This is a genomic window from Paenibacillus bouchesdurhonensis, from assembly GCF_900155685.1.
Classification (GTDB): domain Bacteria; phylum Bacillota; class Bacilli; order Paenibacillales; family Paenibacillaceae; genus Fontibacillus; species Fontibacillus bouchesdurhonensis.
The window spans coordinates 977,208-999,866 of the sequence record NZ_LT732548.1; the positions used below are offsets into that span (position 1 = coordinate 977,208).

The 22,659-nt window shown below is 45.8% G+C and carries 15 protein-coding genes and 1 riboswitch; of the genes, 14 read left to right on the forward strand and 1 reads right to left on the reverse strand.

Features of this window, described 5'->3' with window-relative positions; all coding sequences use genetic code 11:
- The first annotated feature begins 89 nt into the window (after nucleotides 1–89).
- The 5 genes from CZ379_RS08840 to CZ379_RS08860 all read left to right on the forward strand — a co-directional run bounded on the left by CZ379_RS08840 (nucleotide 90) and on the right by CZ379_RS08860 (nucleotide 4,602).
- Nucleotides 90–1,256, forward strand: a complete 1,167-nt coding sequence (locus CZ379_RS08840; RefSeq protein ID WP_110931302.1) for an ATP-grasp domain-containing protein — start codon at nucleotides 90–92, stop codon at nucleotides 1,254–1,256.
- A 299-nt stretch (nucleotides 1,257–1,555) separates the two neighbouring features.
- Complete coding sequence (locus CZ379_RS08845; RefSeq protein ID WP_199925542.1) at nucleotides 1,556–1,810, forward strand: Blp family class II bacteriocin; 255 nt, start codon at nucleotides 1,556–1,558, stop codon at nucleotides 1,808–1,810.
- 144 nt (nucleotides 1,811–1,954) lie between these two features.
- Nucleotides 1,955–3,118, forward strand: a complete 1,164-nt coding sequence (locus CZ379_RS08850) for a M48 family metalloprotease (protein ID WP_110931303.1) — start codon at nucleotides 1,955–1,957, stop codon at nucleotides 3,116–3,118.
- Nucleotides 3,119–3,195: 77 nt separating this feature from the next.
- Nucleotides 3,196–3,669, forward strand: a complete 474-nt coding sequence (locus CZ379_RS08855) for a GyrI-like domain-containing protein (protein WP_110931304.1) — start codon at nucleotides 3,196–3,198, stop codon at nucleotides 3,667–3,669.
- A gap of 108 nt (nucleotides 3,670–3,777) precedes the next feature.
- Nucleotides 3,778–4,602, forward strand: a complete 825-nt coding sequence (locus CZ379_RS08860; protein ID WP_110931305.1) for a Cof-type HAD-IIB family hydrolase — start codon at nucleotides 3,778–3,780, stop codon at nucleotides 4,600–4,602.
- A 482-nt stretch (nucleotides 4,603–5,084) separates the two neighbouring features.
- Here the strand turns inward: CZ379_RS08860 and CZ379_RS08865 are convergent, their stop codons facing one another.
- The gene (locus CZ379_RS08865; protein ID WP_199925543.1) at nucleotides 5,085–8,690 is read right to left on the reverse strand and encodes a carbohydrate binding domain-containing protein; all 3,606 of its coding nucleotides are present in this window, start codon (nucleotides 8,688–8,690) and stop codon (nucleotides 5,085–5,087) included.
- A gap of 359 nt (nucleotides 8,691–9,049) precedes the next feature.
- A riboswitch (cyclic di-AMP (ydaO/yuaA leader) is annotated at nucleotides 9,050–9,197 on the forward strand.
- 138 nt (nucleotides 9,198–9,335) lie between these two features.
- Between CZ379_RS08865 and CZ379_RS08870 the strand changes: the two genes are divergently transcribed.
- From CZ379_RS08870 to CZ379_RS08910, 9 genes are all read left to right on the forward strand, one after another.
- Nucleotides 9,336–10,523 carry a KamA family radical SAM protein gene (locus CZ379_RS08870; protein WP_110931307.1) on the forward strand — a complete coding sequence of 396 codons (1,188 nt, stop codon included), beginning with the start codon at nucleotides 9,336–9,338 and terminating at the stop codon, nucleotides 10,521–10,523.
- A 232-nt stretch (nucleotides 10,524–10,755) separates the two neighbouring features.
- On the forward strand, nucleotides 10,756–11,907 hold the full coding sequence (locus tag CZ379_RS08875) for a winged helix-turn-helix domain-containing protein (protein ID WP_110931308.1): 1,152 nt from the start codon (nucleotides 10,756–10,758) through the stop codon (nucleotides 11,905–11,907).
- A 96-nt stretch (nucleotides 11,908–12,003) separates the two neighbouring features.
- A complete protein-coding gene (locus tag CZ379_RS08880) occupies nucleotides 12,004–13,302 on the forward strand; it encodes an MFS transporter (RefSeq protein ID WP_110931309.1) in 1,299 nt (432 codons plus the stop codon).
- Nucleotides 13,303–13,626: 324 nt separating this feature from the next.
- Nucleotides 13,627–15,348, forward strand: a complete 1,722-nt coding sequence (locus CZ379_RS08885) for a cache domain-containing sensor histidine kinase (RefSeq protein ID WP_199925544.1) — start codon at nucleotides 13,627–13,629, stop codon at nucleotides 15,346–15,348.
- 21 nt (nucleotides 15,349–15,369) lie between these two features.
- On the forward strand, nucleotides 15,370–16,983 hold the full coding sequence (locus CZ379_RS08890) for a response regulator transcription factor (protein ID WP_110931311.1): 1,614 nt from the start codon (nucleotides 15,370–15,372) through the stop codon (nucleotides 16,981–16,983).
- 136 nt (nucleotides 16,984–17,119) lie between these two features.
- A complete protein-coding gene (locus tag CZ379_RS08895; protein ID WP_110931312.1) occupies nucleotides 17,120–18,445 on the forward strand; it encodes an ABC transporter substrate-binding protein in 1,326 nt (441 codons plus the stop codon).
- Nucleotides 18,446–18,557: 112 nt separating this feature from the next.
- Complete coding sequence (locus tag CZ379_RS08900) at nucleotides 18,558–19,460, forward strand: carbohydrate ABC transporter permease (protein ID WP_110931313.1); 903 nt, start codon at nucleotides 18,558–18,560, stop codon at nucleotides 19,458–19,460.
- Between the two features lie 29 nt (nucleotides 19,461–19,489).
- Nucleotides 19,490–20,335, forward strand: a complete 846-nt coding sequence (locus CZ379_RS08905) for a carbohydrate ABC transporter permease (protein ID WP_110931314.1) — start codon at nucleotides 19,490–19,492, stop codon at nucleotides 20,333–20,335.
- Nucleotides 20,336–20,352: 17 nt separating this feature from the next.
- Entirely contained in the window at nucleotides 20,353–22,452 is a 2,100-nt protein-coding gene (locus CZ379_RS08910; RefSeq protein WP_110931315.1) for a glycoside hydrolase family 36 protein, read from the forward strand.
- Nucleotides 22,453–22,659 lie beyond the last annotated feature (207 nt).

A 22,659-nucleotide genomic window follows, 5' to 3' on the forward strand; every position in this document is an offset into this window, starting at 1 on the left:
AAGGGGTAATTGTCGTTATGACATTATCCCTTTTGTGCTTATATTCGTGAAATATATTTATTTAGATTCATAGAAGAGGAGGTATATTCATGCCAATTCTCGTGGTCAATCCGATGAACGATGTTCATTGTCGTCATATGGTAGCGAAACTGAAGGAGATGGGGCTCGAATACAAGGAACTCGGTTCGCCACAGTTGAATGATTATGCGGCTGTCAATGGCGAGCTGATCTATAACGGGGAGCCCTTGCGAAGGCTTCGCTCCGTTTATTTTCGCAGCATCATGACTCACAATCCAAACCAACTGGCCGGGGGCAGTGCGGCTGAACGATACAACAGCCAGCTCCAGTTCTCCGCTCAGGTTGAGGCGGTACGGGGATGGCTGCACGCGCTTCACGAGGAAGGAGCCAGAGTCATTAACCCGCCAAGCAGCTCATCGAAGTACTATCAATTGAACGCCCTTCATAGAGCGGGCATTCCTCTGCCAAGAACCTGTATTACATCGAATTCGGAAATTGCCCGCAACTTCATTTCGCAGGTGAAGGGCGCAGTGTGCAAGCCTCTTCCCGGCGGAAGTTACTGCAGAAAGGTGACCCCGGATTTGCTTGAGCAGCTGGAAGCGATCCATAATGAGCCTACGATTTTTCAAGAGGAAATCCCCGGGGATGACGTTCGCATCAACATGCTGGCAGGAAAAGTGATCTCCGCGCACAAAATTATCAAATCGAATCCAGATATTCTGGATTATCGAACCGACCCGGATTATCATTCCGGCGAAGTGCAGTACGAGAGCGTTGAACTGCCTAAGCAAGTAGTCCAATTTTGTGCCAGAGCAATGCAACTGTTAGGTCTTAGGTTCAGCGGCATTGATCTAAGAAGAACTCCTGACGGTGAGTTTGTACTCATTGAATGCAACAGCATGCCGGCCTTCCTCGATATTGAGCTGAAGACGGGGGCGATGATTACGGCTAGTTTGATCGAGGATATGCAGCAGGCTCCCCTCATTGACCGCTCTTCATCCAATTTTGGAGTCGGCACCTATGCAAGAAAGAAAGGCACAGCGAACAATTCCACTTTGTTCGATTATTATGATGTTATGAGCCATTGGAGCAAGCAGGCCCGCAAGCTTAAGGATCGTATTATCGTTGATTTAAATGAGGAACAGAAGGAGCAGATGCTGGAACAGACCGGCTCTCCAAAAGCACAGATGGAGCTGGAAATTCAAGACGGCAAGGTCAAAGTGCTGCGAGTTTGGTAGTCATGCGCAACGTAATATCAAGCCGGAACTATTGCAAAATAGCCCTCAAGGGATATTTACTTTATTTGGGATATTATTAATAATATAGATAATAAGGAAACTAATCAGAAAGAGGTAAATACCATGCCAGGTATTATAATCTTTTCATTTATTATAGGTTTCGCCGCCGTCTTCATTTATAGCATATATATCAAAAGAAAAAATAAAGATGAGAAGTGATCAGGGTGTACTTTAGTTAACATTTACATATATTGCACAGTGCTCAAACTAAAGTAAATATTATTAAAGGAGGAGAAATTATGGATTCTGTTATGCAACTGAACGGCTTCAATGAATTGTCCCTGAATGAAATGATGTCAATCGATGGCGGCGGTGATTTTAGCTGGAGCGATCTGGGTAAGTCCGTAGTTGGCGGCGCTGCAAGCGGGGCGATCGGCGGCGGAGCGGCTGGTGCTATGGCTGGCGGCGTTGGAGCTGGTCCGGGAGCCCTCGTAGGCGGAGCGGCCGGTGCTGTGGGTGGAGCCGCAGCTTATCTCCTTACTTTCTGGTGGTAAACAGAAGTTTGGCAGTTTAATAAGGCAGCCCAATGGACTTGGACAAGCCTTGATTAATTGTCAGAGGAAGAATTCAGTCGGGCATCCCAGCTCGGCTGAACTTCTTCTTTCTTGAGTTATAAGCAGTATTAATGGAGTGATGACATGATCGCAGCGAAGATAATTCTATCCATCCTCATTTATCTATTGAATGCAGTTATTGCTGTAGTCTTGGGCAATAGTGCGATAAATAAATATAAGAGAACGGCTTCCAGAGAACAGGCTTTGTATTTTTTCGGGCAAATCAGATCCATTCATTACATATATTACATTGTTTCTATGGTAGTCATCATTATGCTGCTGACCAGCTTGTTGCCTAAGACCAAAGCGAATTATGCACTCATTTCGTCGCTGCCATTCGCCTATTTGATACTCAGTACGGTTCTAAGTCAGCTTATCTATCATCGGGTGTACAGAATCGTGCGAGACATCGGGACTTCCCTGCGGGAAGAACTGGAGACTGCTATTAAATCCAGCTTAATGATGTATTTGCCGGCGTTAATCATACTACCGCTTAGATTTCAATGGATTACGATTGAATTGAGCGGCCTATGGTCAAGCCTCTTAATATTAATAGCTGTTGCTGCTTATAATTTGGCGTATCCTTACCTGCTCCGATTTTCCTTATCGGCCAAGCCACTACAGGATGAGGCGAAGAAGGCAGAAATCGAGAGATTTCTGAATAGTCATAGCATGAAGCGGGTGCAGGTGTTTGAGTGGCCGACAACCAACAACAAAGTAGCGAATGCGATTGTCTGCGGTCTGATCTATAAGCGGGTGTTCATAGGCAGCTATTTGCTGGAGAATCTTTCGATATCTGAAATGAATTCGATTCTAGCCCATGAGATCGGCCATATTAGAAGGTTCCATTTATGGATTAAAGCCATATTATTCGTGGCAGCGATTCCTTTATTTTTAGGGTTGACGTCGATGATGGATCGGGTGGAAGGTAGTGGTTTTCATATCCCGATACCTGTCGGGGTTGTTTTTATTTTAGCTCTCATCCTGGGCTACCTATGGTTTGTAGGCTCGTATGTTTCTAGGAAGCTTGAGAGAGACGCGGACGCATACGTGCTTAAGATGGGAATTCCGGCAGCTGTATTCGTTTCGGCTTTGACGAAGCTCGCTGAATTGAATCATTCCATGCTCTCCATCCATAAATTCATCGAGAAGCTGCAGACGCATCCTTCGTTTGAACATCGGATTCAGTGGATCCAGCATGCAGCAAAGCATGCTTATAACGCGGATAAGCGGACGATTTCCAAATAATGAATAACGTATTCAGTTTTGCTGAAAATTTATAAATTAAATTCAATGACTATATTTTAAAAATGGAGGTACACAGCATGGAGCAGACGATTCATATTGAAACAGGGAAGAGCATCCGATTCGATCATGTAGCTGCGTTTCGCGCAAAAATAAAGCAATCCGAAGTGGATCATGAGCTGGGCAAATTTGTAGCTATATTACAAGGCAGCGGGGCAAGAAGAAACGGGCCGATGATTTCCGCTACCTTTGGGGTTGAGAGCGGTCAGGAGGAGCCAGTTTTAGATATCGAGTTCATGTTTCCAGTCGACCGCCCAATCGATTTGCCCGAACCCTACAAATTCAAACCGGTATTTCAACTGATTGACGCTGTATACACGAGGCATGTAGGAGATCCCCAAGGTCTGGATCGGGTATTTATGGAGCTTATGGATTACATCCACCGGAACGAAATGCTCCAAGTCTCCGCAGGATATAAAGTGTCCGTCGATCCTCCAGCCGGGGCAGAAGCATGCTTCGATGTGTATATTGTGGTGAATCCTTCTATTTTGTAGCAAAATCGCCCTCAAGCTCATTCAGAGATGGTATGCTATGTAAAGTGCAATACTGAGTGGCTAACTTCATAGCTTCACAGACAGAATGAGTGGAAGGGACGTAGAAGGATGAACTATAAAATGATCGTGCTAGATTTGGATGATACGCTGCTTCGGGACGACCACACGATTGCGCCGCGTACGAAGAAGGCGCTTATGGATGCGCAAGAGGCGGGGATTAAAGTCGTGCTGGCCTCCGGCCGTCCGACCTTTGCGATGACGCATATCGCCAAGGAACTGGAGCTTGAGAAATACGGGAGCTTCATCCTTTCTTTTAACGGGGCTAAAATTACGAATTGTGCAACCGAAGACGTATTGTTCAGCAGCACGCTATCGCCGGAAACGGTACATGAGCTGTATGAAATCAGCAAGCAAGAGGGAGTATGGATCCATACGTATGTCGGCGATGATATCGTAACACCGGCGAACAATAAGTACACCGATATCGAGGGCGAGATTACGGGTATGCCAATTATTGAGGCTGCGAATTTTGTTGAAGCGATCCAAGAGCCTGTTGTGAAGGTATTGATGGTAGACGATCCAGAGAAGCTGATCGCTTTAGAGGGCAGGCTGCAGCCACAGCTGGAGGGAGAGCTTAACGTCGTTCGCTCCAAGCCATTTTTCCTGGAGTTTACGGAGGCGGGGGTAGATAAAGGGACAAGCCTTCATCATCTCATTCAGCAGCTAGGGATTAAGCGGGAAGAGGTCATTGCTATCGGCGACAGCTACAATGATTTGGCTATGATTGAATTTGCCGGGCTTGGCGTAGCTATGGGCAACGCTCCTGACGATATTAAAGCGGTCGCGGATCATGTGACGGATACGAATATGGAGGACGGCGTAGCTAAGGTCGTCGAAACGTATATGCTTAATCAAGCGGCGCCAACCGCATAGTTGCAAATTAAGTCGAATTAGAGCGCTGAACGTCGTGTCGGCGCTCTTTGACGTTCTTGGAAATTAGGCGATAGACCACGTGGTGTCAGCAGGGGGAGGGCTCATGAGCAGGAAACTTATGATGGGGCGGTTCAAGCAAGTTACGTGCGCTGCAGAACAACCTCAACCAAGAACTGATTGTTCTTGAGAATACGCTGAATAATATCAACCACGTCTCGCAGCAGCACAGGCTGCTTATTTTAGACAATGATGGCCGGGTTGCATTCAGCGAAAATGAAGATTTGGGGTTGTTAAGGCAAGATGTAATGCTTTAGGTACACGAAATGCAGCTATTTGCGAAACCGCAAGCAATGAACAAAAGTAGACACATGTAATCCATTTAAATTCAACGGTAAGGACTGGAGCCAATGCGAGAAAGGCGTGAATCCTGAATCTAATCAGAGCACCCGCCGATCAGATCGACGGGTGTTCTGATTGCTAAATTATTTCAGGAAAGGCCCGTTATCTCCGATTTTGCCCGGGGCCGGATTGCCTGGCAGATCTAGAACGTAGATCCGAAGATTGCCTTGACCAGATACGGTGGCAGTTAGGGTGCCGTTGGTTACATTCTTCACGTCACCCGTAATGGCATCCTTATAGGTGCCATTTGGAATCCTGCTGAACGTTGCTGATGAGCTTACAGTTATCAATGCAAAGCTGTCCACGCCTGAGGCTGCGTCTGTGTAGCGGCGCTTATAGGCCATTCCTCCTTGGATATCCTCTGTCGAGTATTGGCCTTTTTGCAGTGCTGGTATTTCACGGCGAATTTGATTAAGCCGCTGTACGTGCTTAACAAGAGGGTGGTTCAACGTTTCGGCTACTGCGCCGCTTGCATACTGTACCTTGCCAAAATCGCTGGCAATCACGGTTCCTTCGAGCTTATCTCCGAAGTAGGCACGGCCCGTCTCTTCCAGCGGACAGGTTGGACCGCAATCGATTTGTGCTCCGGCTTTGAACTCAATTTCTGAACCGTAATATAGTGTTGGAATACCGCGGAACGTCCACATGAGGCTCATATTTTCTGCCCAAGCTGCCGTGCCGCCAGTGTAACGGGTGTTGGACTTGTTCGGTCCATAATCGTGGCTGTCGACATAGACGACGTTGAAGGTTGCATCATTATAGCTGTCGTCGGAATCTTTGCCGTTCCAAAACGCATTGCCTGCGTCACTGAAATTCATATGCATCCGCATGTCGATGACACTCATCCCCGAGAACTTGCTGTGATCTGGTGTGTGGTAGTCATTTCCTCTAAGGAAGGCGTTATCGGATATCGGCTGATTGCCGGTACCGAGATTATTCTCGTATTGATACATTTCCAGGGCTGCAGCAGCATCATCTGCACTGTATTCCTTACGCTCTTTCCATGTGAAAAACTGGGCAGAATGGTTCACGGAGCCCCGGTTCCATTTATCGTTGACAAAGGAGCCTACCTCACCGAACATAAAAAAGTTTTTACCCTTATCCCCAAATTTCTCTATAGAATGATTCATGGCATCCGGCAGAAAGTGCCGATTCCAAGTCGTACGAGGAATGTGCACGGCCGTATCAATACGGAAGCCATCGACGCCCATATCAATATATTTACGATATACGTCCTTCAGAAATTCCTGAACGGGTGCAGACTCGGTATTGAAATCAGCCAAATCCTCATGAATCCAGCAGCTTCTGGAGTCTTCACCTTCCCAGTTACCGATCCAACACTGGTGGTACAGCTCTTCCGGGAACATGCCGGAGGTTGGATTCGGCCATTGGCAATTGTAGATACGATGGCCTTCCTTACTGTAATACTGTGTTGGTGTTCCCCAGTTCCGGCACGTATTCCCGTTTGGCTCCTCTGTGGACCAAAGATCGCCGTTATAGGCTTTACCCATCGGATTATTAGTCGTAATTCCATCATACTCCTTGCCTGGAATAGGGTCGTCATAATACCAACTCCACTCGTTGTCCTGAATCCCGAACACTTTTGGTGAGAACAGGTTCTTTTCCCCCCAGCGACTGGAATGGTTGTATACGACGTCCTGAATGATCTTGATCCCTTTGTTATGGGCTTCATTAATCAAATCCTGATAAGTGGCTCCCGGGGATTCCAGACGGGGGTCAACACGATAGAAGTCCCAGCCGTGATAGCCATGGAAATCGTAATCCGAGCGGTTAAGGACGACGGGTGTAATCCAGATGGCAGAAAAGCCTAGAGCCTTGATGTAATCGAGCTTCTCGATTAATCCCTTGAAGTCACCACGGAACATCGGATCATTGTTGGCGGCATTACCTGTAGACTCATGGAACTGTCCCCCACGATTATTAGACTCGTCACCGTCATAGAAGCGGGCTGTCATTACAAAATAAATCGAATCCTCACGCATATCGGTGCCAAGAGGCTCACCGCCTAAAGGGGCTTCAGGGGCGTCCCCTGTCTTAGCGGATACAGCTTCGCTGTTTTCCGATTTGTTGGGCGGTACGGCTTTGTCAAAGGCTTTTATCGAGTAGGTGTATTCCGTTTGGGCTTCCAGGTTTGTATCGTTATATGAATGACTGGTTGTTGTAAAGACTTTTGTACCTAGCATGCCTCCGGTACGAGTGATTTCATAGCCGGCCAAACCACGGCCGCCTTCATTATCGGCAGAAGCCTCCCAAGTAATTGTAATTTTCAGACCGTTGACGGTGGCTTTGGGGCTGCCTGGTATAGAAGGGGGAATCGTATCTTCAGGGAGAGGTGTACAAGGGTTGGGAGCTCCGGCTGTCACGACACCATCCTTAACCGTGACAAGGCCGGACGGGATAATATAGTCAGCCCCATTATTATTGTCCCATACAGAGCCGTTGTTGAAGGCGGCCTTTAGTTCATGACCTGTTCCTAGATCAACGGTTTTCTTAGCCCAATCCATACAGGCGGTTTCACTCATGGAAATCCCGGGAGGTGTCGTCCATTTCGAGCCATCCAGAGAGTAGTGGATATTTGCCGAACTCCAGGAGCGATTCTTGGTATAGTAATATATTTGCGCCTGATTGCCAGCAGCGTCCTCCGCCGAAGTTGTTACTTCCAGCGCTAGAGATGGTGCTGATTTGTTGCCTGCCAAGTCTTTGGCTACAACAGTATAACTGTAATTTGTAGAAGGATTTAAACCGGAATCCTTATAGGTGGTAGCTGTAGTATCAGCTTTTACAAGGATTTGATCACGATAGACGTCATAACCTGCCAAGCCGCTGCCGCCATCATTATCCATGGACGCTGTCCATGTGATGGTTACGGACGTACTTGTTACGCTGTCTGTGCTTAACCCGGTAGGTACATTTGGTGGAATGTTATCTTCATTGCTTGTCTCACAAGGATCACCTGGGGAAACAACACCGTTCTCGACCTTGACACTGCCTGCACCGAGATCGTAATTCCTTCCATTGTTATTATCCCAGCTCGATCCGTTGTTAAAAGCTGCTGCAAGTCTTGTAGATGTGCCAAGAGAAATATTTTTCTTCTTCCATCCCAAGCAGGCATCCTCCATGGCTAACCCAGGAGGTGTAGTCCATGCCATGCCGTTTGGGGAATAGTGAATATTGACGTTGTCCCAGTTGTTATTAGGCTTGTAGAAAACCGTTGATACGTTACCTTCCGATCCAGGCAGACTGCCGTCACAAGGGTTGCCAGCTCCTGCGAGCACTTGCCCCTCTTTAATTTGATGTATTCCTGTACCGAGTGTGTAATTGTTGCCACCGTTATTATCCCAGGAATCTTGACCGTTATAGAAAACAGTCTGAAAATTAGAAATGGTGCCTAGATCTATCGTTGCTCGAGTCCAGTCTGTACAGGCTAGTTCCATAGCTACTCCTGGAATACTTGTCCAACTGCCATTTGCGTTATGGTGAATGTTAACGGTGCTCCAATTTTTGTACGGTGTGTAATAGTAGACGCTTGCTGTATTATTACTAGTGGGTTCAGCAGCTGCTATAGCTTGGAAGGGTATGCCGGCCATACCTGATAGTAATGAGAAGAAGAAGGCGATACATAATACAACATAAGGCCATTTCTTTACCTCGTGAATTTTATAGTCCAATGATTGCATCCTCCTTAATAATAAGCTCTGATAGTCGCTAGTCTACAAAATCCTCTCTTGTTGGGAAAACGTTTGCACGGATGTGCGCAAGGTATCCTGCAATTAAAAAACTAGAGGCAATAGCATTCCTTGTATGTTGTGAATAAGATCAGTCATGACAAGGCACCAATAATCTTTATTGGATCGATGTAGTCATTATAGCTATAGTCTACCATCCCCCCTTTTTTGCGCAAACGCTTTCAATTGCATTTATATATTATCAGCAGCCACTAAAAATTGTCAACAATTGTGATTTTTTAAATTATGTCTACTCTCTTGTTGCATTGGCTAAGGTTGACAATCCCGTTCGTAGACCTTATCATAGACACACGCTTAGTTTCTTGGTAAGAGCCAAGAAAGCGGGGGAACCGGTTTTACATTGGGGCGAATCACTCATTCACATGAGGTGTAGGGTACCATCTTACCCGAGTCCGTCAGCTAACCTCGTCAGCAGTGGATGGGTCTGTTATAAGATCATTTATTACGTCTCTTTAGACCCTTTTATTAGGGTCTATTTTTGTCTTCTGACCCTTGCTGGCGCAGCTGTGTCCAAGACCCCCCGATTTGGGGTCTTTTTTTGTTGATTACTAGGAAGGAGGATGTACAATGACTAAGACAAGAACAAAGTACATTACAAATCTAGACAGATTGACGATGATTCCGGAAGAGGAGCGCGAGCGCTTGAAACCGATTACGGAGAAATTCGTATTTCGGGTGAACGATTATTATTTGAACCTGATCGACTGGAATGATCCCCATGATCCGATTCGCAAGCTTGTCATTCCGAATGAGGGGGAGCTCGAGGAGTATGGCCGTTGGGATGCTTCCGACGAGGATACCAACTACGTTGTGCCGGGATGTCAGCATAAATACACGACAACGGCTCTCCTAATCGTGTCGGAGGTATGTGGAGCCTACTGCCGCTATTGCTTCCGCAAACGCCTGTTCCGCAACGATGTGAAGGAGGCCATGTCCGATGTTCAACCGGGCATCGATTATATCGCCAAGCATCCCGAAATCAACAATGTCCTGTTGACCGGTGGAGACAGCCTAATTCTCGCTACGGAGAAGCTGCGGGGAATTCTTGAGCAACTGCGTGAAATCGAGCACGTTAAGATCATTCGTTTGGGTTCAAAGATCCCTGTGTTTAACCCTATGCGGATCTACGAGGATGAAGAGCTGCTGGATGTGATCCGCACTTATTCCACGCCGGAGCAGCGCATTTACGTCATGGCTCATATTAACCATCCGCGCGAGATTACCCCAGAAGCTAGAAGGGGATTCCAGGCTCTGCATGAGGCTGGGGCGATTGTGGTAAACCAGACACCGGTGTTAAAAGGCATTAACGATGATCCTGTTGTGCTTGGCGAGCTGCTGGATAAACTATCTTGGGCGGGAGTAACGCCATATTACTTCTTCGTTAACCGGCCAGTGGCAGGGAATCGGGATTTTGTCCTTACACTGGAGGAAGTCTACCGGATCGTCGAAGAAGCGAAGGCGAGAACATCCGGACTAGGAAAACGTGTCAGACTTTCGATGAGCCATACATCGGGCAAAATCGAAATTTTGGCTATTGAAGACGGCAAGGCGTATCTGAAATACCATCAGTCTCGTGACGGAGATTACGGAAAAATGATGATACTAGATTGCCCTAAGGATGCCGCTTGGTTCGACGACCTGCCCGGCAATGAGCAGCATTGGGAGCAGCCAGAGAAGAAGACGGATGAAGTCGTCTCCGTGAATGAAATGCCGGATCTTCCGCAGAAGAGAAAACGTACGCCAGCCGTTCTATAGCTAAAAGCGCATAATACTCTCTGTACCAATCATGCTTAGAGCATCATAAGTAGCATCCAATATTTATTTAGAAAAGAAAATCCCCTGAAGAGCGGCTTGGAGAAATCTCCTGCCGACGCTCCAGGGGATTTTACTTTGCTCCAAGTATGATATTTCTCAGAAGAGGTCAAATGGATTATTATAAATTTAATAATATCTAATACTATATTATCTTCATGGAGAAGGAGTAATTATGGGGCGACTGAAATTCGATTCTTCCCGCTACAGAGTGGAATGGGGCACGGAGAGCATAGAGCTACTGGCCAAAGAATTTGCGCTGCTGCAGTTTTTGTACCGCCATCGTGACCGTGCATTTTCGCGTGACCAGCTCCTTGATCAGGTATGGGCAATGGAGTTCCCTGGGGAACGAACGGTGGATGATCATATTTATCGATTAAGGAAGAAACTGTCTTCATGGAACCATCTTCAAATCAATACGGTGCGGGGATACGGGTATAGTATGACCGTCAGAGAACCGAGATCCTTGATGAATCCATCTGTAGGGGATCTTGAGGTTAATTCTTCGGTAAGGGATATTTTTAAGAAGTATCATCTGTACGGACAAGGAAAGTCAATGCTGGCGCTGGCAACGCAGCAGGATATTCTTGGATTTGATATGGATCCATTTTACACGGTCTATTTAAAATTTATCCAGGGAGATATCGCCTGGTTTCTGCAGGCCGAGGAGATTCCGCTGCAAAATCGGCTGTTTTGGCTGCTCATTTTATACCGTGGGACAAACCCTGAACCGGAGCAGATACTGAACTACTGCAAGCAAGCAATTTCACGGCGTATTCTCTTATCTGAAGAACATCGCGAAATGAGCATTCTTAACATTCTTGAAGTCTATGCGGATGCGGGTCTGTCCATGGAGGCTATCAAGCGGTTCGAGCATACGAGAGAGACGGTTCGAAGGGATGGCCTTAAAGGCTTCATCATGCCGGTGGCTATTATGGAAATGTACGTCTACGTGCTGGCAGGGCAGCTCGAAGAAGCCGCCAAAGCATCTGAACGCCTGACCGAATTTCTTAAGGAAACACCTTATCTACGAGAGATTGGCCGTTACCAAATCGTTCAAGGATTGTTGTGCCTAGCTCAGGGCCGAAAAAGTGAGGCAGAGCAATTATTTGATGAAGGTCTGGATGTGCTGAATATGTCGTTGAATGTCCCGCTGCGGCTTATTTCCGTGTGCCAAATTATGAGATATATCGAACGAAATTATTCCTCTCTTGAAATGGAACATAAATATGTCTCCATATATGGAGCTCTGGATCAAGAGTACGGGTTATCAAAGTACAAAAAGGATATAGAGCTTGTCATCAATAGAGCGTTCTCAATGTCATAGCCTGCGATGCAGTTCAGCAACTGTCTGATATTCCTCTGACAAACCTCAGATAGGATAGGGATATCTGATATCTTAGATGCGAAAGGAATATGACCTATGACACGAAATGAACGCTCTTCCTTATTATCCATCCGCAGCTTTAAGCGTATGTTTACGGCTTATGCACTTGCCTCCTTTGGCGATTGGTTCGACGCGTTAGCCATTCAGGTGCTCGTCGCTTATCGCTGGGGCGTTGATCCGATGATGCTGGCTCTCATACCGGTGACTATGGCGCTGCCCGCGGTACTGCTCGGTTCCTTCGCCGGAACGGTCGCGGATCGAGTGCGCAAAGCCCGGCTGATGATGGTATGCGACCTCATTACCGCAGGCCTCACGCTGTGCATCCTAGCCGCTCCCAATATGGCGTGGCTTCTGCCTCTGCTGGCACTAAGAGCCGCTAGTGGCGTATTTCACGTACCTGCCCAGCAAGCGCTGACCCGGCAAATTGTGCCTGCAAATTTGCTGTTCCAAGCGACCTCCTTCAACGGATTGGTCAATCAGTCCTCCAAGGTAGCAGGCCCGCTGCTTGGCGCTATGACGCTGACTGCGCTGTCGCCTCAGGCGTGCATTTTGCTCAACGCAGCCGCGCGGCTGCTCTCTGCGGCACTGCTGTTCTCGCTGCGCCAGCTTCCGGTCTCGAATCAGGCTGAGCAGCCCATGGAATCCATGGGTTCCGGGCATAGCGATAAAGACTCTTTCCTGCGGAATTGGCGGGAGGGATGGCTGTACCTTTTTCAAGCCAAAAAAGTGCTCTATACGATGGCCTTCGGCTTCGTCGGCTTAACGGCTCTGTTAATGATCGACTACCAGTTCCCGACCTTGCTGCGTTCGATCGATCCAAGCAATGAATCGCTCATCGGCTGGTTAGTGTCCGCCATCGGAGCTGGCGCAGTTGCGGTTCTTGTCGTGCTGAACCGCTTGAATTGGATTGGCTATGGCTGGGGATTGGGCGGGGGGTATGTGCTCATTGGTGCGGGTATCGCTCTGTTAGGGCTGTGTCCGCCGGGGACGGGCGTGCTCCTGCTTCTCGGACTTGGAATTATGATTGGTATCGGAAATGGTATGTACATGGTCACGCAGAACTATATACTGCAGCGAGAAACCTCTGAGCAGATGATTGGTCGTGTGTTCGGCATTCAGAATACGATTATCAGTATGGTAATGCTGATCGCTCCCTTGATTGGAGGAGTTCTTATCACGGCAGTCGAAGCAGGCAAGGCTTTTATGTTCATAGGCGTGATTACTGCGTTGATAGGGCTTGTAGGCATTGTGTTTCGTTCAGCGATATGGGACGTTCCGGCACCAAGCAAGGATATGACTGCGATTGCCGGCGGAGGAACAGGGGAGACGCTATAATGGGTGAACCATATTCGCTTATGATTTCAGTTATGGATTTCCCTTTCCGCTGGAGCTCTACGATCATGCTTTAAACTCATCGGTATATCTGATTTGCTTGTTTCCCACCGCGTTCACAACCTTTCACTATTTTATATTCTATTATTCCCTATTTCCTGTTACTACTTTATACTAATTCCATTTTAACCCTATCGAGAACGGATGTTTTCATTGGGTTAATTTGTATGTTTGACAAGTCAGCTCAATCGGCTGTAACTTTGCTAGTATTAAAGAAGCTAGTATAAGACATCGTTATAACCACTTTGATAGAAGAGGCGCATGCAGATGAAATTTAGAGGAATTAGAACAAAAATATTTGCTTCGATGATTGTTGTTACATTACTGCCCTTGAGTATGGCTTCAGTTATTATATGGTATCAAATATCTAATGATATAAAGGAAGATCTGCAGTTTGCAACAATTCGTACGGAGCAGGATCTGAAAGGGACTATAGAGGATTATGTTCAGGCTTTGGATGAGACCGCTTACCAGATATATTCGAATCCAGATTTAATTCGGAGTTTAACTATGAATACAGCATATTTGCCGAATGAGAGCTACACCTATGACACGGTTCGGGATATTCGCCAATTTTTCTTAAGTGTGTATAACAATTCAAGAGTTAAAGATATCGTTGGCATGTATCTCATAAATGCAGATGAGAAGGCGGTCGGCAACTTTTTTCCCAGCATGTATCCGCGAATTACAGATGCTTATATTCAGGAGCTTCTGCTCAAAGCAAATCAGGCAGATGGACAGCCGACGCTTATGTTCACTTATAGCAGCATGTATAATGAGCCAATTATACAATATTTATATCCTGTGAAATCCTTAGGCGTACCGACAGGGCTGCTGGTCATTGACATGCGTGAGTCCTATTTTCGTGGGCTTGTTGAACAATATAACGATTTTTATAATGGAACGATTATTTTGACTGATCAAGCTGGTAGGATTGCATATCATACGAACTATAAAGAGGTAAACAGTTTATATCAGCCTGATGAGCTGGAAGGGAAGCCTTTTGTGCTGCAGACGAACATTAGCTTGAGCGATTGGGAGCTATTGTATACCTTTTACACGGATCCTGCTGTGTTAGTCATAAGAAATGTAAGTATCGGGGCGATCATATTGTCAGCCATATTAACATTTCTTTTCTCCTATTCATTGAGCTATAGCATGACTAAACCAATCGTGAAACTGTATCAGAAGATGGGGCTAATTCAAAGAGGTGACTATGCAGCCAGAGTGAATGTCAAGACGAACGATGAAATTGGATTTCTGGGCAATCAGTTTAACAGAATGGCTGGAACGATTCAGCAGCTGATTGATCACGAGTTGAAGCTGAAGCTAACAAATCAGGAAAGTCAAATCAAAGCGTTGCAGGCTCAAATATCACCTCACTTTTTGTTCAATACGCTGCAGATGATGTCCAGCATTGCTCAAGTGAACAATGTGCCGGACATGAGGCTGATCTGCCAAAGCTTAAGCAATATGTACCGCTACAACATGAATATCCGCAATGAATGGGTGCAGGTAAAAGATGAAATCATGCATATTCGTAATTACATGGTCATTATTAACAAGCGTTATCCTGAAGGAATACGGATTAGGTTTCAGATGGATGCGGACACTCGAAACTTGTTTATTCCTAAGCTGATTTTACAGCCGATTGTCGAGAATGCGGTCGAGCATGGATTGATTCCATTACTTCGTGGAAAGAAGCTGCTTAAAATATCTGCGAAAGTGGACGAAGAACTGGGAAGGCTTTACATTTACGTTCTGGATAATGGGGTCGGGCTTAATAAAGAGCAGCTGGAGAATGTAGAACAATCACTTAACGGGGAAACAACCCAAGGCGGCAAAGAAGAAGGTTCAATCGGCTTGGTTAATGTCCATACACGGATCAGGCTAATTTGTGGCGAGCATTTCGGACTACACATTCACAGCAAGAGAGGCAAGGGGACATGTACTGTACTTGAATTGCCTCTGCATGACATAAGATTATGAACTTATTAAGGAAGTGATTCTATGAAGGTACTAATAGTGGATGACGAGCGTTCAGTGCATGAACAGTTGAAGCAAATCATACCTTGGGAAGAATTGGGCTGGCGGATCGTTGGCCATGCATATAACGGCGAGGAGGCGAAATGCATGACGGCTGATAGAATGCCCCATCTCATTATTACTGATATAAAGATGCCCCTCGTAGATGGACTTGGATATATGGAGTGGCTGCAAGCGTCCGAAGTTGCAGCTAAGGTGATTGTGTTAAGTGGTTACGAGGATTTTGAATATATTCGACCAGCATTCAAGAATGGTGCTATTGATTATTTGTTGAAGCCAGTTCAACAGGCAGAGCTTCTGATCGTGCTTGGTAAAGTTGTAGAGCAGCTTAATGAGGAATCAAGGGCGATGGAGAAGGAAATTAATGAGAAGGCTGTCTTAAATATGGGGATTGTGCTCATGCAGGATCAGTTGATGTCAGAAATTATTGAGGGCTCCTTGCAGGAAGAGAATGAAATGATAGTGCGGGGGGAGCAGATATTGTTGCAGCTTCCGGAACGCGGGTACTATGTTATAGTTGCTAGTCTCACAGATTTTGATAAACATGTGAATAGTCGATATGAGAAGGATCGTTTTTCTCTGTATTATGCCGTACGAAATGTGTTAACAGAGTGTTTGAAGGAGTCAGGCCTTAAGGGAGATGTATTTCGCAACTTGCAAAAATCAAATGAGTTTCTCTTGCTGGTGACAGTCGATACTGGAGAGAGCATACAAATAGATGAAATGCTGCGCAGACTTAATGACTCGATTCAGCCAGCAGTTCGGCTTATGGTTAAGCTGGGTGTCAGTTTGCGTAAGACGAGATTGGAGCATTTGCGCGTAGCCTATCGGGAAGGAGTAGAGGCTATAGAGTCGTTGAAGCTCGGAGAGGCTGGCGGTATTGCTTACAGCAATATGGTCGGGGAGATACCTGAGCGGCGTATGGAGTTGTCGTATTGGAAGGAGCTTCGAGAGATGCTGGAGCTGCTTATAAAGACAGGATCATTGAGAGATCAAGATGCACTAGTGAGTAAGTTTGAGCAGGCTATGAAGGATGAAGCTTTAATGACACTGAGTGGAATAGAGCTAAAGCAAGCGTTTCGCAGCATATTGAAAGCATTTGAAGCACTGCCACAAGAAGATACCACGGTGCTTACGCTGCTTGAATCCGTGAAGGCAAGCGTGAACGAGCTTAGAATTGATCAGCTCAAGCAGCAGACTAGAGAGATGTTGGAGTACGTGCTTCAAAATTATAATAATGATCTCACATCCAAGAGCGGAAGACAGCTTGTGGGTACGATTATTCAATATACTACAGATTATTATCGGACGGTTACACTGGAAGAAATATCAAACAAATTTTACATTAACAAAAATTATTTTTGCTCGTTGTTCAAAAGTGAAACCGGAGAGAGCTATTTAGAGTTTTTGACTAAGGTGCGTATGGAAGAAGCCAAGCGTCTTCTAAAGGATAGTGATCTGAAAGCATATGAGATTGCAGAGCTGGTCGGTTATAGTGATCAACGGTATTTTAGCCAAGTATTTCGCAAGCATACTGGAATGAAGCCGACTGACTATCGCAAAGCTTCAGTAGAATAAGTGGCCTATCGAAAACAGCACAAACTTAATATCTTCAACATTAAACTGAATACTGCCTCATGCCCTTTTACTGTAGAAGCCTTTACAATATTCATATCAAAGAAAAAACGTATTAAGAAAGGGGGATCACCTAGACATGAAAAAGAAACTATCCTTAATGCTATCTTTTGTATTGTTGTTAGGGGTTCTTGCTGGGTGTGGTGGAGGCAGCAATAAAGCAGGAAATGGAGGTTCAGGCTCGGAGAATAGCTCCAGCACAAATAATACTGCTGCTGCAAAGGCTGTCACATTAAACTTCTGGTCTGCACTCGATCCGAGCTCAGAGGAAGGTAAGACGATCAAGCAGCTCGTTGAGGAATTTGATGCCAGTCGTGATGATATCGACATTAACATGCAGGTTATTTCTTACGATGTCATGCATGATAAGCTGGTAGCTGCTGTTAATGCAGGCGATGCTCCGGATATTAGCTGGGGGTTAAGTGAATGGTTCGGTGAATTCAATCAATTTGATGCACTGCTGGATTTAACCGATTATTTTAACCGCTGGGACGAGAAAGAAATGTTCTATACCAATGTTATTGAATCGTTTACTGTTGACGGCAAATTGAAGGCTCTTCCAAATTACCTGGGGATTCGTTCGTTGCTGTACCATGAAGATATTTTGAAGGAAGCTGGGTATGATCAGCCACCTGCTACATGGGACGAGCTTCTTGAGATGGGACCAGTTATTAAAGAGAAAACAGGTAAAGAGGCGTTCGGTATTGCAGGTGCGGGAGTTCGTTCTCCACAAGAGCTGATTATGTACCTCGCACAAAATGATTTAGTCGTTGCAGAGAAAATGAGTGATGATAAATACAAAAATACATGGGCGGACAATCCTGATCAGCTTGCAAGAGCCGCTGAAGTGTTCCAATTTTATAGGGATATGCTGAGCACTAAAACGATTAAGTCTGATGCAAAAACCTGGGGCTGGGAAGAAGAGGATCAGAACTTTGCACTGGGTCAGTACGCTATGGTTGTAAACGGTTCATGGATGCAAACCTATGAGGCATCACAGCCAGAAGAAATGGCAGATGTGAAGATTGCACCACCTATGTACAACAAAACACCAGCTACATTTATGGAAGTAGCACCATTGTTCTTATATAAAACAGAAAATGCTGATGCAACATGGGAGTTTGCTAAGTTTTTGCTGAGTAAAGAATATCAAAGTGCGGTCAACCTGAATGAAGCTCCCCGTTCAGACGTGATTAGTGATAGTCCTTGGGGCAGTGATTTCATGGCACTGGCAGAAACAGGGGTAGTGTTCCCACCCGTTTCACTTGGTGGTGTTACGAACGTGATGAAGGATGCACTAGCTAAAGCATTGCTGAAAAATGAGAAGCCGGAGGATGTTGCATTGTGGTTGTCCGGTGCGATTAATGACAGTCTGAAAAAGACAGGAGAGCTAAGTGCGCAGTAGATCCAACATGTTATTGCTTCAAATATAGACACAGAAGAAAAACAAGCATAGAACAGAACGAATGATCTAGGGCTATGCTTGTTTTTCTATCTTATAAAACGTGGTGAGAACAATGAAGAAAGCAACAATGACTCTAAGAGAAAGAAGATTTCGGCGCATTGCATACTGGTATGCCTTGCCTGCTCTGTTGTTCTTTGTGTTGCTAAATGCTTATCCGCTTCTAGGCGTCTTATGGGATAGCTTTCAAATTAAGCATTTGCTTAACAAGGCGGTTAGCGGCTTTGCTGGCTTGGAGAACTATAAAGAGGTTATTTCAAACGAATACTTTATGGATGCGCTGCGCAACACGATTATTTGGACGGTGCTGTCTGTAGCAGGCGAGTACATTCTTGGTCTAATATCAGCAGTAGCACTGAATCAAAATGTGAAGGGAAGAACCTTCTTCCGTGCGCTTGTTATCATTCCGTGGATTGTACCGATTGTGGTAGCAGGGTTAACTTGGGATTGGATGCTGTCCCCGGATTACGGAATTATAAACTATTGGCTCACAAGTCTCGGCATTATTGATGAGCCTGTATATTGGCTTGGTGAGATGGATACAGCTCTGCTTACGATTGTGTTTGTAAACATCTGGCGCAGCTTCCCGTTCTATACGATTACTTTATTGGGAGGTTTGCAATCGGTATCCCGCGACGTGCTGGAGGCTGCAGCGATTGATGGGGCGGGGGTAAGACAGCGGTTTTTCAAAATTGTAATGCCACAGCTAAAAACCGTCTCAATTACAATTATTTTTGTTCACATTATTTGGACGGCGGTCAATTTTGACTTTATTTGGATTATGAGTGAAGGCGGACCACTGCATTCCTCGGAGACGCTGCCGATAATGATCTATCGCTATGCTATGCAGGAGTATAACTTTGGAAACGCATCCGCACTGGCTTCAATGATGCTTGGATTTATGCTTAGCGGATTTATACTATATTATTTTTACACATCAAGAAAGAATAGGAATTAGAGCTTCCGAAGGATGGAGTGTGAACATCAATGCTGATGAGTAAAAGAAAGAAAAACTTTTTGCAGGCTGTAACTTATGTGGTACTGATCGGATTTGCATTGTATTGCGTTTTTCCGTTCTTGTGGATGTTCGTTACATCCATTAAGCCACCTAATGAAATTCGATCAATAACGCCAAGCTTTTGGACAGATGCCCCTACCTTTATGCACTTTGATAATGTCCTGAACAACTCGGCATTCCTGACATTTTTCAAAAATAGCTTGTTCGTTTCCGTAGTTACAACGCTAACCGCAATCATTATTTCGATTTTTGCCGGGTACACCTTAAGCCGTTACTTTCGATTCCGCGGTATTAAGATATTCAGTGTACTGATGCTGATGTCACAAATGATTCCTGGCGTGTTGCTTCTGCTTCCACTTTATTTGATTATGAGTAATATGGGCTTGATTAACACGCATTTGTCGCTTATTTTGGCGTATACAACATTTACGGTTCCGTTATGTACGTTCATGATGAAGAGCTTCTTTGACGGGGTGCCATTTGAGATGGAGGAGGCGGCCGAAATTGATGGCTGCTCCAAAATCGGTATTATTTTCCGAATATTACTGCCTGTTTCGCTGCCAAGTTTGGTGTCCACGTCCTTGTTTGCTTTTCTCAATTCATGGAATGAATTTATGTTCGGCTTCGTGTTCATTAACGATGAGTCGCATCGGACATTAACACCAGGAATTAGCTTATTCAGAGGGCTGTATCAGACCGACTGGGGGAGCTTGATGGCGTCTTCCGTATTGAGTGTACTGCCGGTTATTATATTGTTTATTTTTTTACAGCGCTTCATAGTTGAAGGAATGACATCTGGCTCAGTGAAAGGGTAATGAAGGAGGAAGTCTTAGTGGCTGAGAACATTCATATTTATGAAAATGGGCTGCATTTGTGGTTTGAGGTGACAGAAGACAAGGATTTGCGATTGCTGCATTTCGGTGATCATCCGACAACGTTGTTCGAAGGCTGGGATGATAAGCGCAAAGCCAAGCACCGATTTATTGAGGTACATGTGTCCGGTGAGAATCATGACGATCACCACGGTTCGAAGCATACAGGGACATTGCCCGGCAAACGTCTGAAGCTGCAGCATATGGAGGATCTTAGAAATGAGACAGGGCGTAAGCTCGTGTTCCATTTGCAGGATGACGGGGCTACATGCCTGCTCGTAAGCAGTCACATTCAGTTCTATGATGGATTGCCGATCGTTAAGGTATGGAATGTGCTTGAGAATAGTGGAACGGAGAAGATTGGTGTTGAATATGTGTCGTCTTTCGCCTATACGGGGTTTGATAAGCATGGAGTGAGTGGGCGAGATCAGAAAATACGTCTTCATATTCCGCATAATACGTGGTATGGGGAGGCACAGTGGCAAGCTAACAAGCTTCCTGAACTGGGGCTGAACACAGTAAATGAATTTTCAATGAAACGATTATCTTACAGCAGTACAGGGACCTGGTCTTCTTCTCAATATGCCCCAATGGCGTTTCTTGAAAATGTAGAGACTGGGGAGGGACTCATCTGGCAGATTGAGCATAATGGCTCATGGCATTTTGAAATTAGTGATATGACGGAGGAGCTGTACATTCAGCTTAGCGGTCCAACTGAAAATGAACACCATTGGTGGAAGCAGCTTGAGCCTGGCGAGCATTTTGAGACTGTGCCAGCAGCCGTAGGGGCCGTATCTGGCGGCTTACAGCAAGGTGTTGATGTGTTGACGAAGTATCGCCGCAGGATTCGCAGGCTAAATGAGGATAATGAGCAGTTGCCTGTTATTTTCAATGATTATATGAATTGTCTGTTTGGTGATCCAACGACAGAGAAGCTTATCCCGCTAATTGACGCAGCCGCTGAAGCTGGCTGTGAATATTATTGCATTGACTGTGGCTGGTATTCTGATGGCTATTGGTGGGATGGTGTAGGGGAGTGGCTGCCTTCTAATGAAAGGTTCCCCGGCGGAATCAGGGAAGTTATAGATTATATCCGGCACAAGGGTATGGTTCCTGGCTTGTGGCTTGAGCTTGAGGTAATGGGTGTGCAGTGTGTTACGGCAGCGAAGGTGCCGGATGAATGGTTCTTTATTCGTCACGGAAAGCGCGTTATCGACCATTCCCGATATCAGCTGGACTATCGTAACCCGGAAGTAAGAGCATATGCCGATGAGGTTATCGACCGACTTGTTCGGGAATATGGTGTTGGCTATATTAAGATGGACTATAACATTAATGCAGGGATCGGCACGGAGGTAGATGCGGACAGCTTTGGCGACGGGCTGTTAGGGCATAACAGGGCATATTTGTCCTGGCTGGATCAGGTGTTCGAGCGATATCCAGAGCTTGTCATTGAAAATTGCGGCAGCGGTGGAATGAGACTGGATTATGCGATGCTTAGCCGTCATAGCATTCAGTCAAGCAGTGATCAGACCGATTACTTAAAAAATGCAGCTATTGCCGCCGCTTCTGCTTCTCTCGTTACGCCGGAGCAATGCGCGGTATGGTCTTATCCGTTGCGGGATGCTGACCGCGAGGCCGTTGTGATGAATATGATCAACAGCATGCTGCTCCGTATTCATCAAAGCGGACACTTAGCCGAGATCAGTCAGCAAGGACTTGGCTATGTAAAAGAAGGTATCGCTTATTATAAGCAGATTCGTCATCATATTAAAGCGGGACTGCCTTTTTGGCCGAATGGTCTGCCAAGGCTGAATGATCCGTGGCTTAGCTACGGCATACGTGATGGAAACCGCTTGTTCCTTGCGGTATGGAGAATGGATGGCGCCTCAACCGCCTCGTTCCCGATTTCCGGTGCGGCAGGGCATTCTGCCGAAATTAAGCTTGCTTATCCTTCGGATGGCGGAGCTGAATGGCACTGGAACCGAACCTCTGGAACCTTAAGCATCTCAATTCCTGTAAACAGGGCGGCTAGGTTGTTTGAGATCGAGTTAAGCTAGCGATAATAAATTGCATGGTAATAGTAAAAGCCGCGATGTTCATATTCTTTGAACTATCGCGGTTTTTTTGTCGTTTCCCCCCATGCGTGGATACAAGTGAATCGAAAGATACGATCAATATGAATGGAGGAATTGTAAGGTCGTATCTCTGACATTCATGCTTCTTATACATATGTTCAGCCGAGTGTTAAAATGGTATTAAGACAA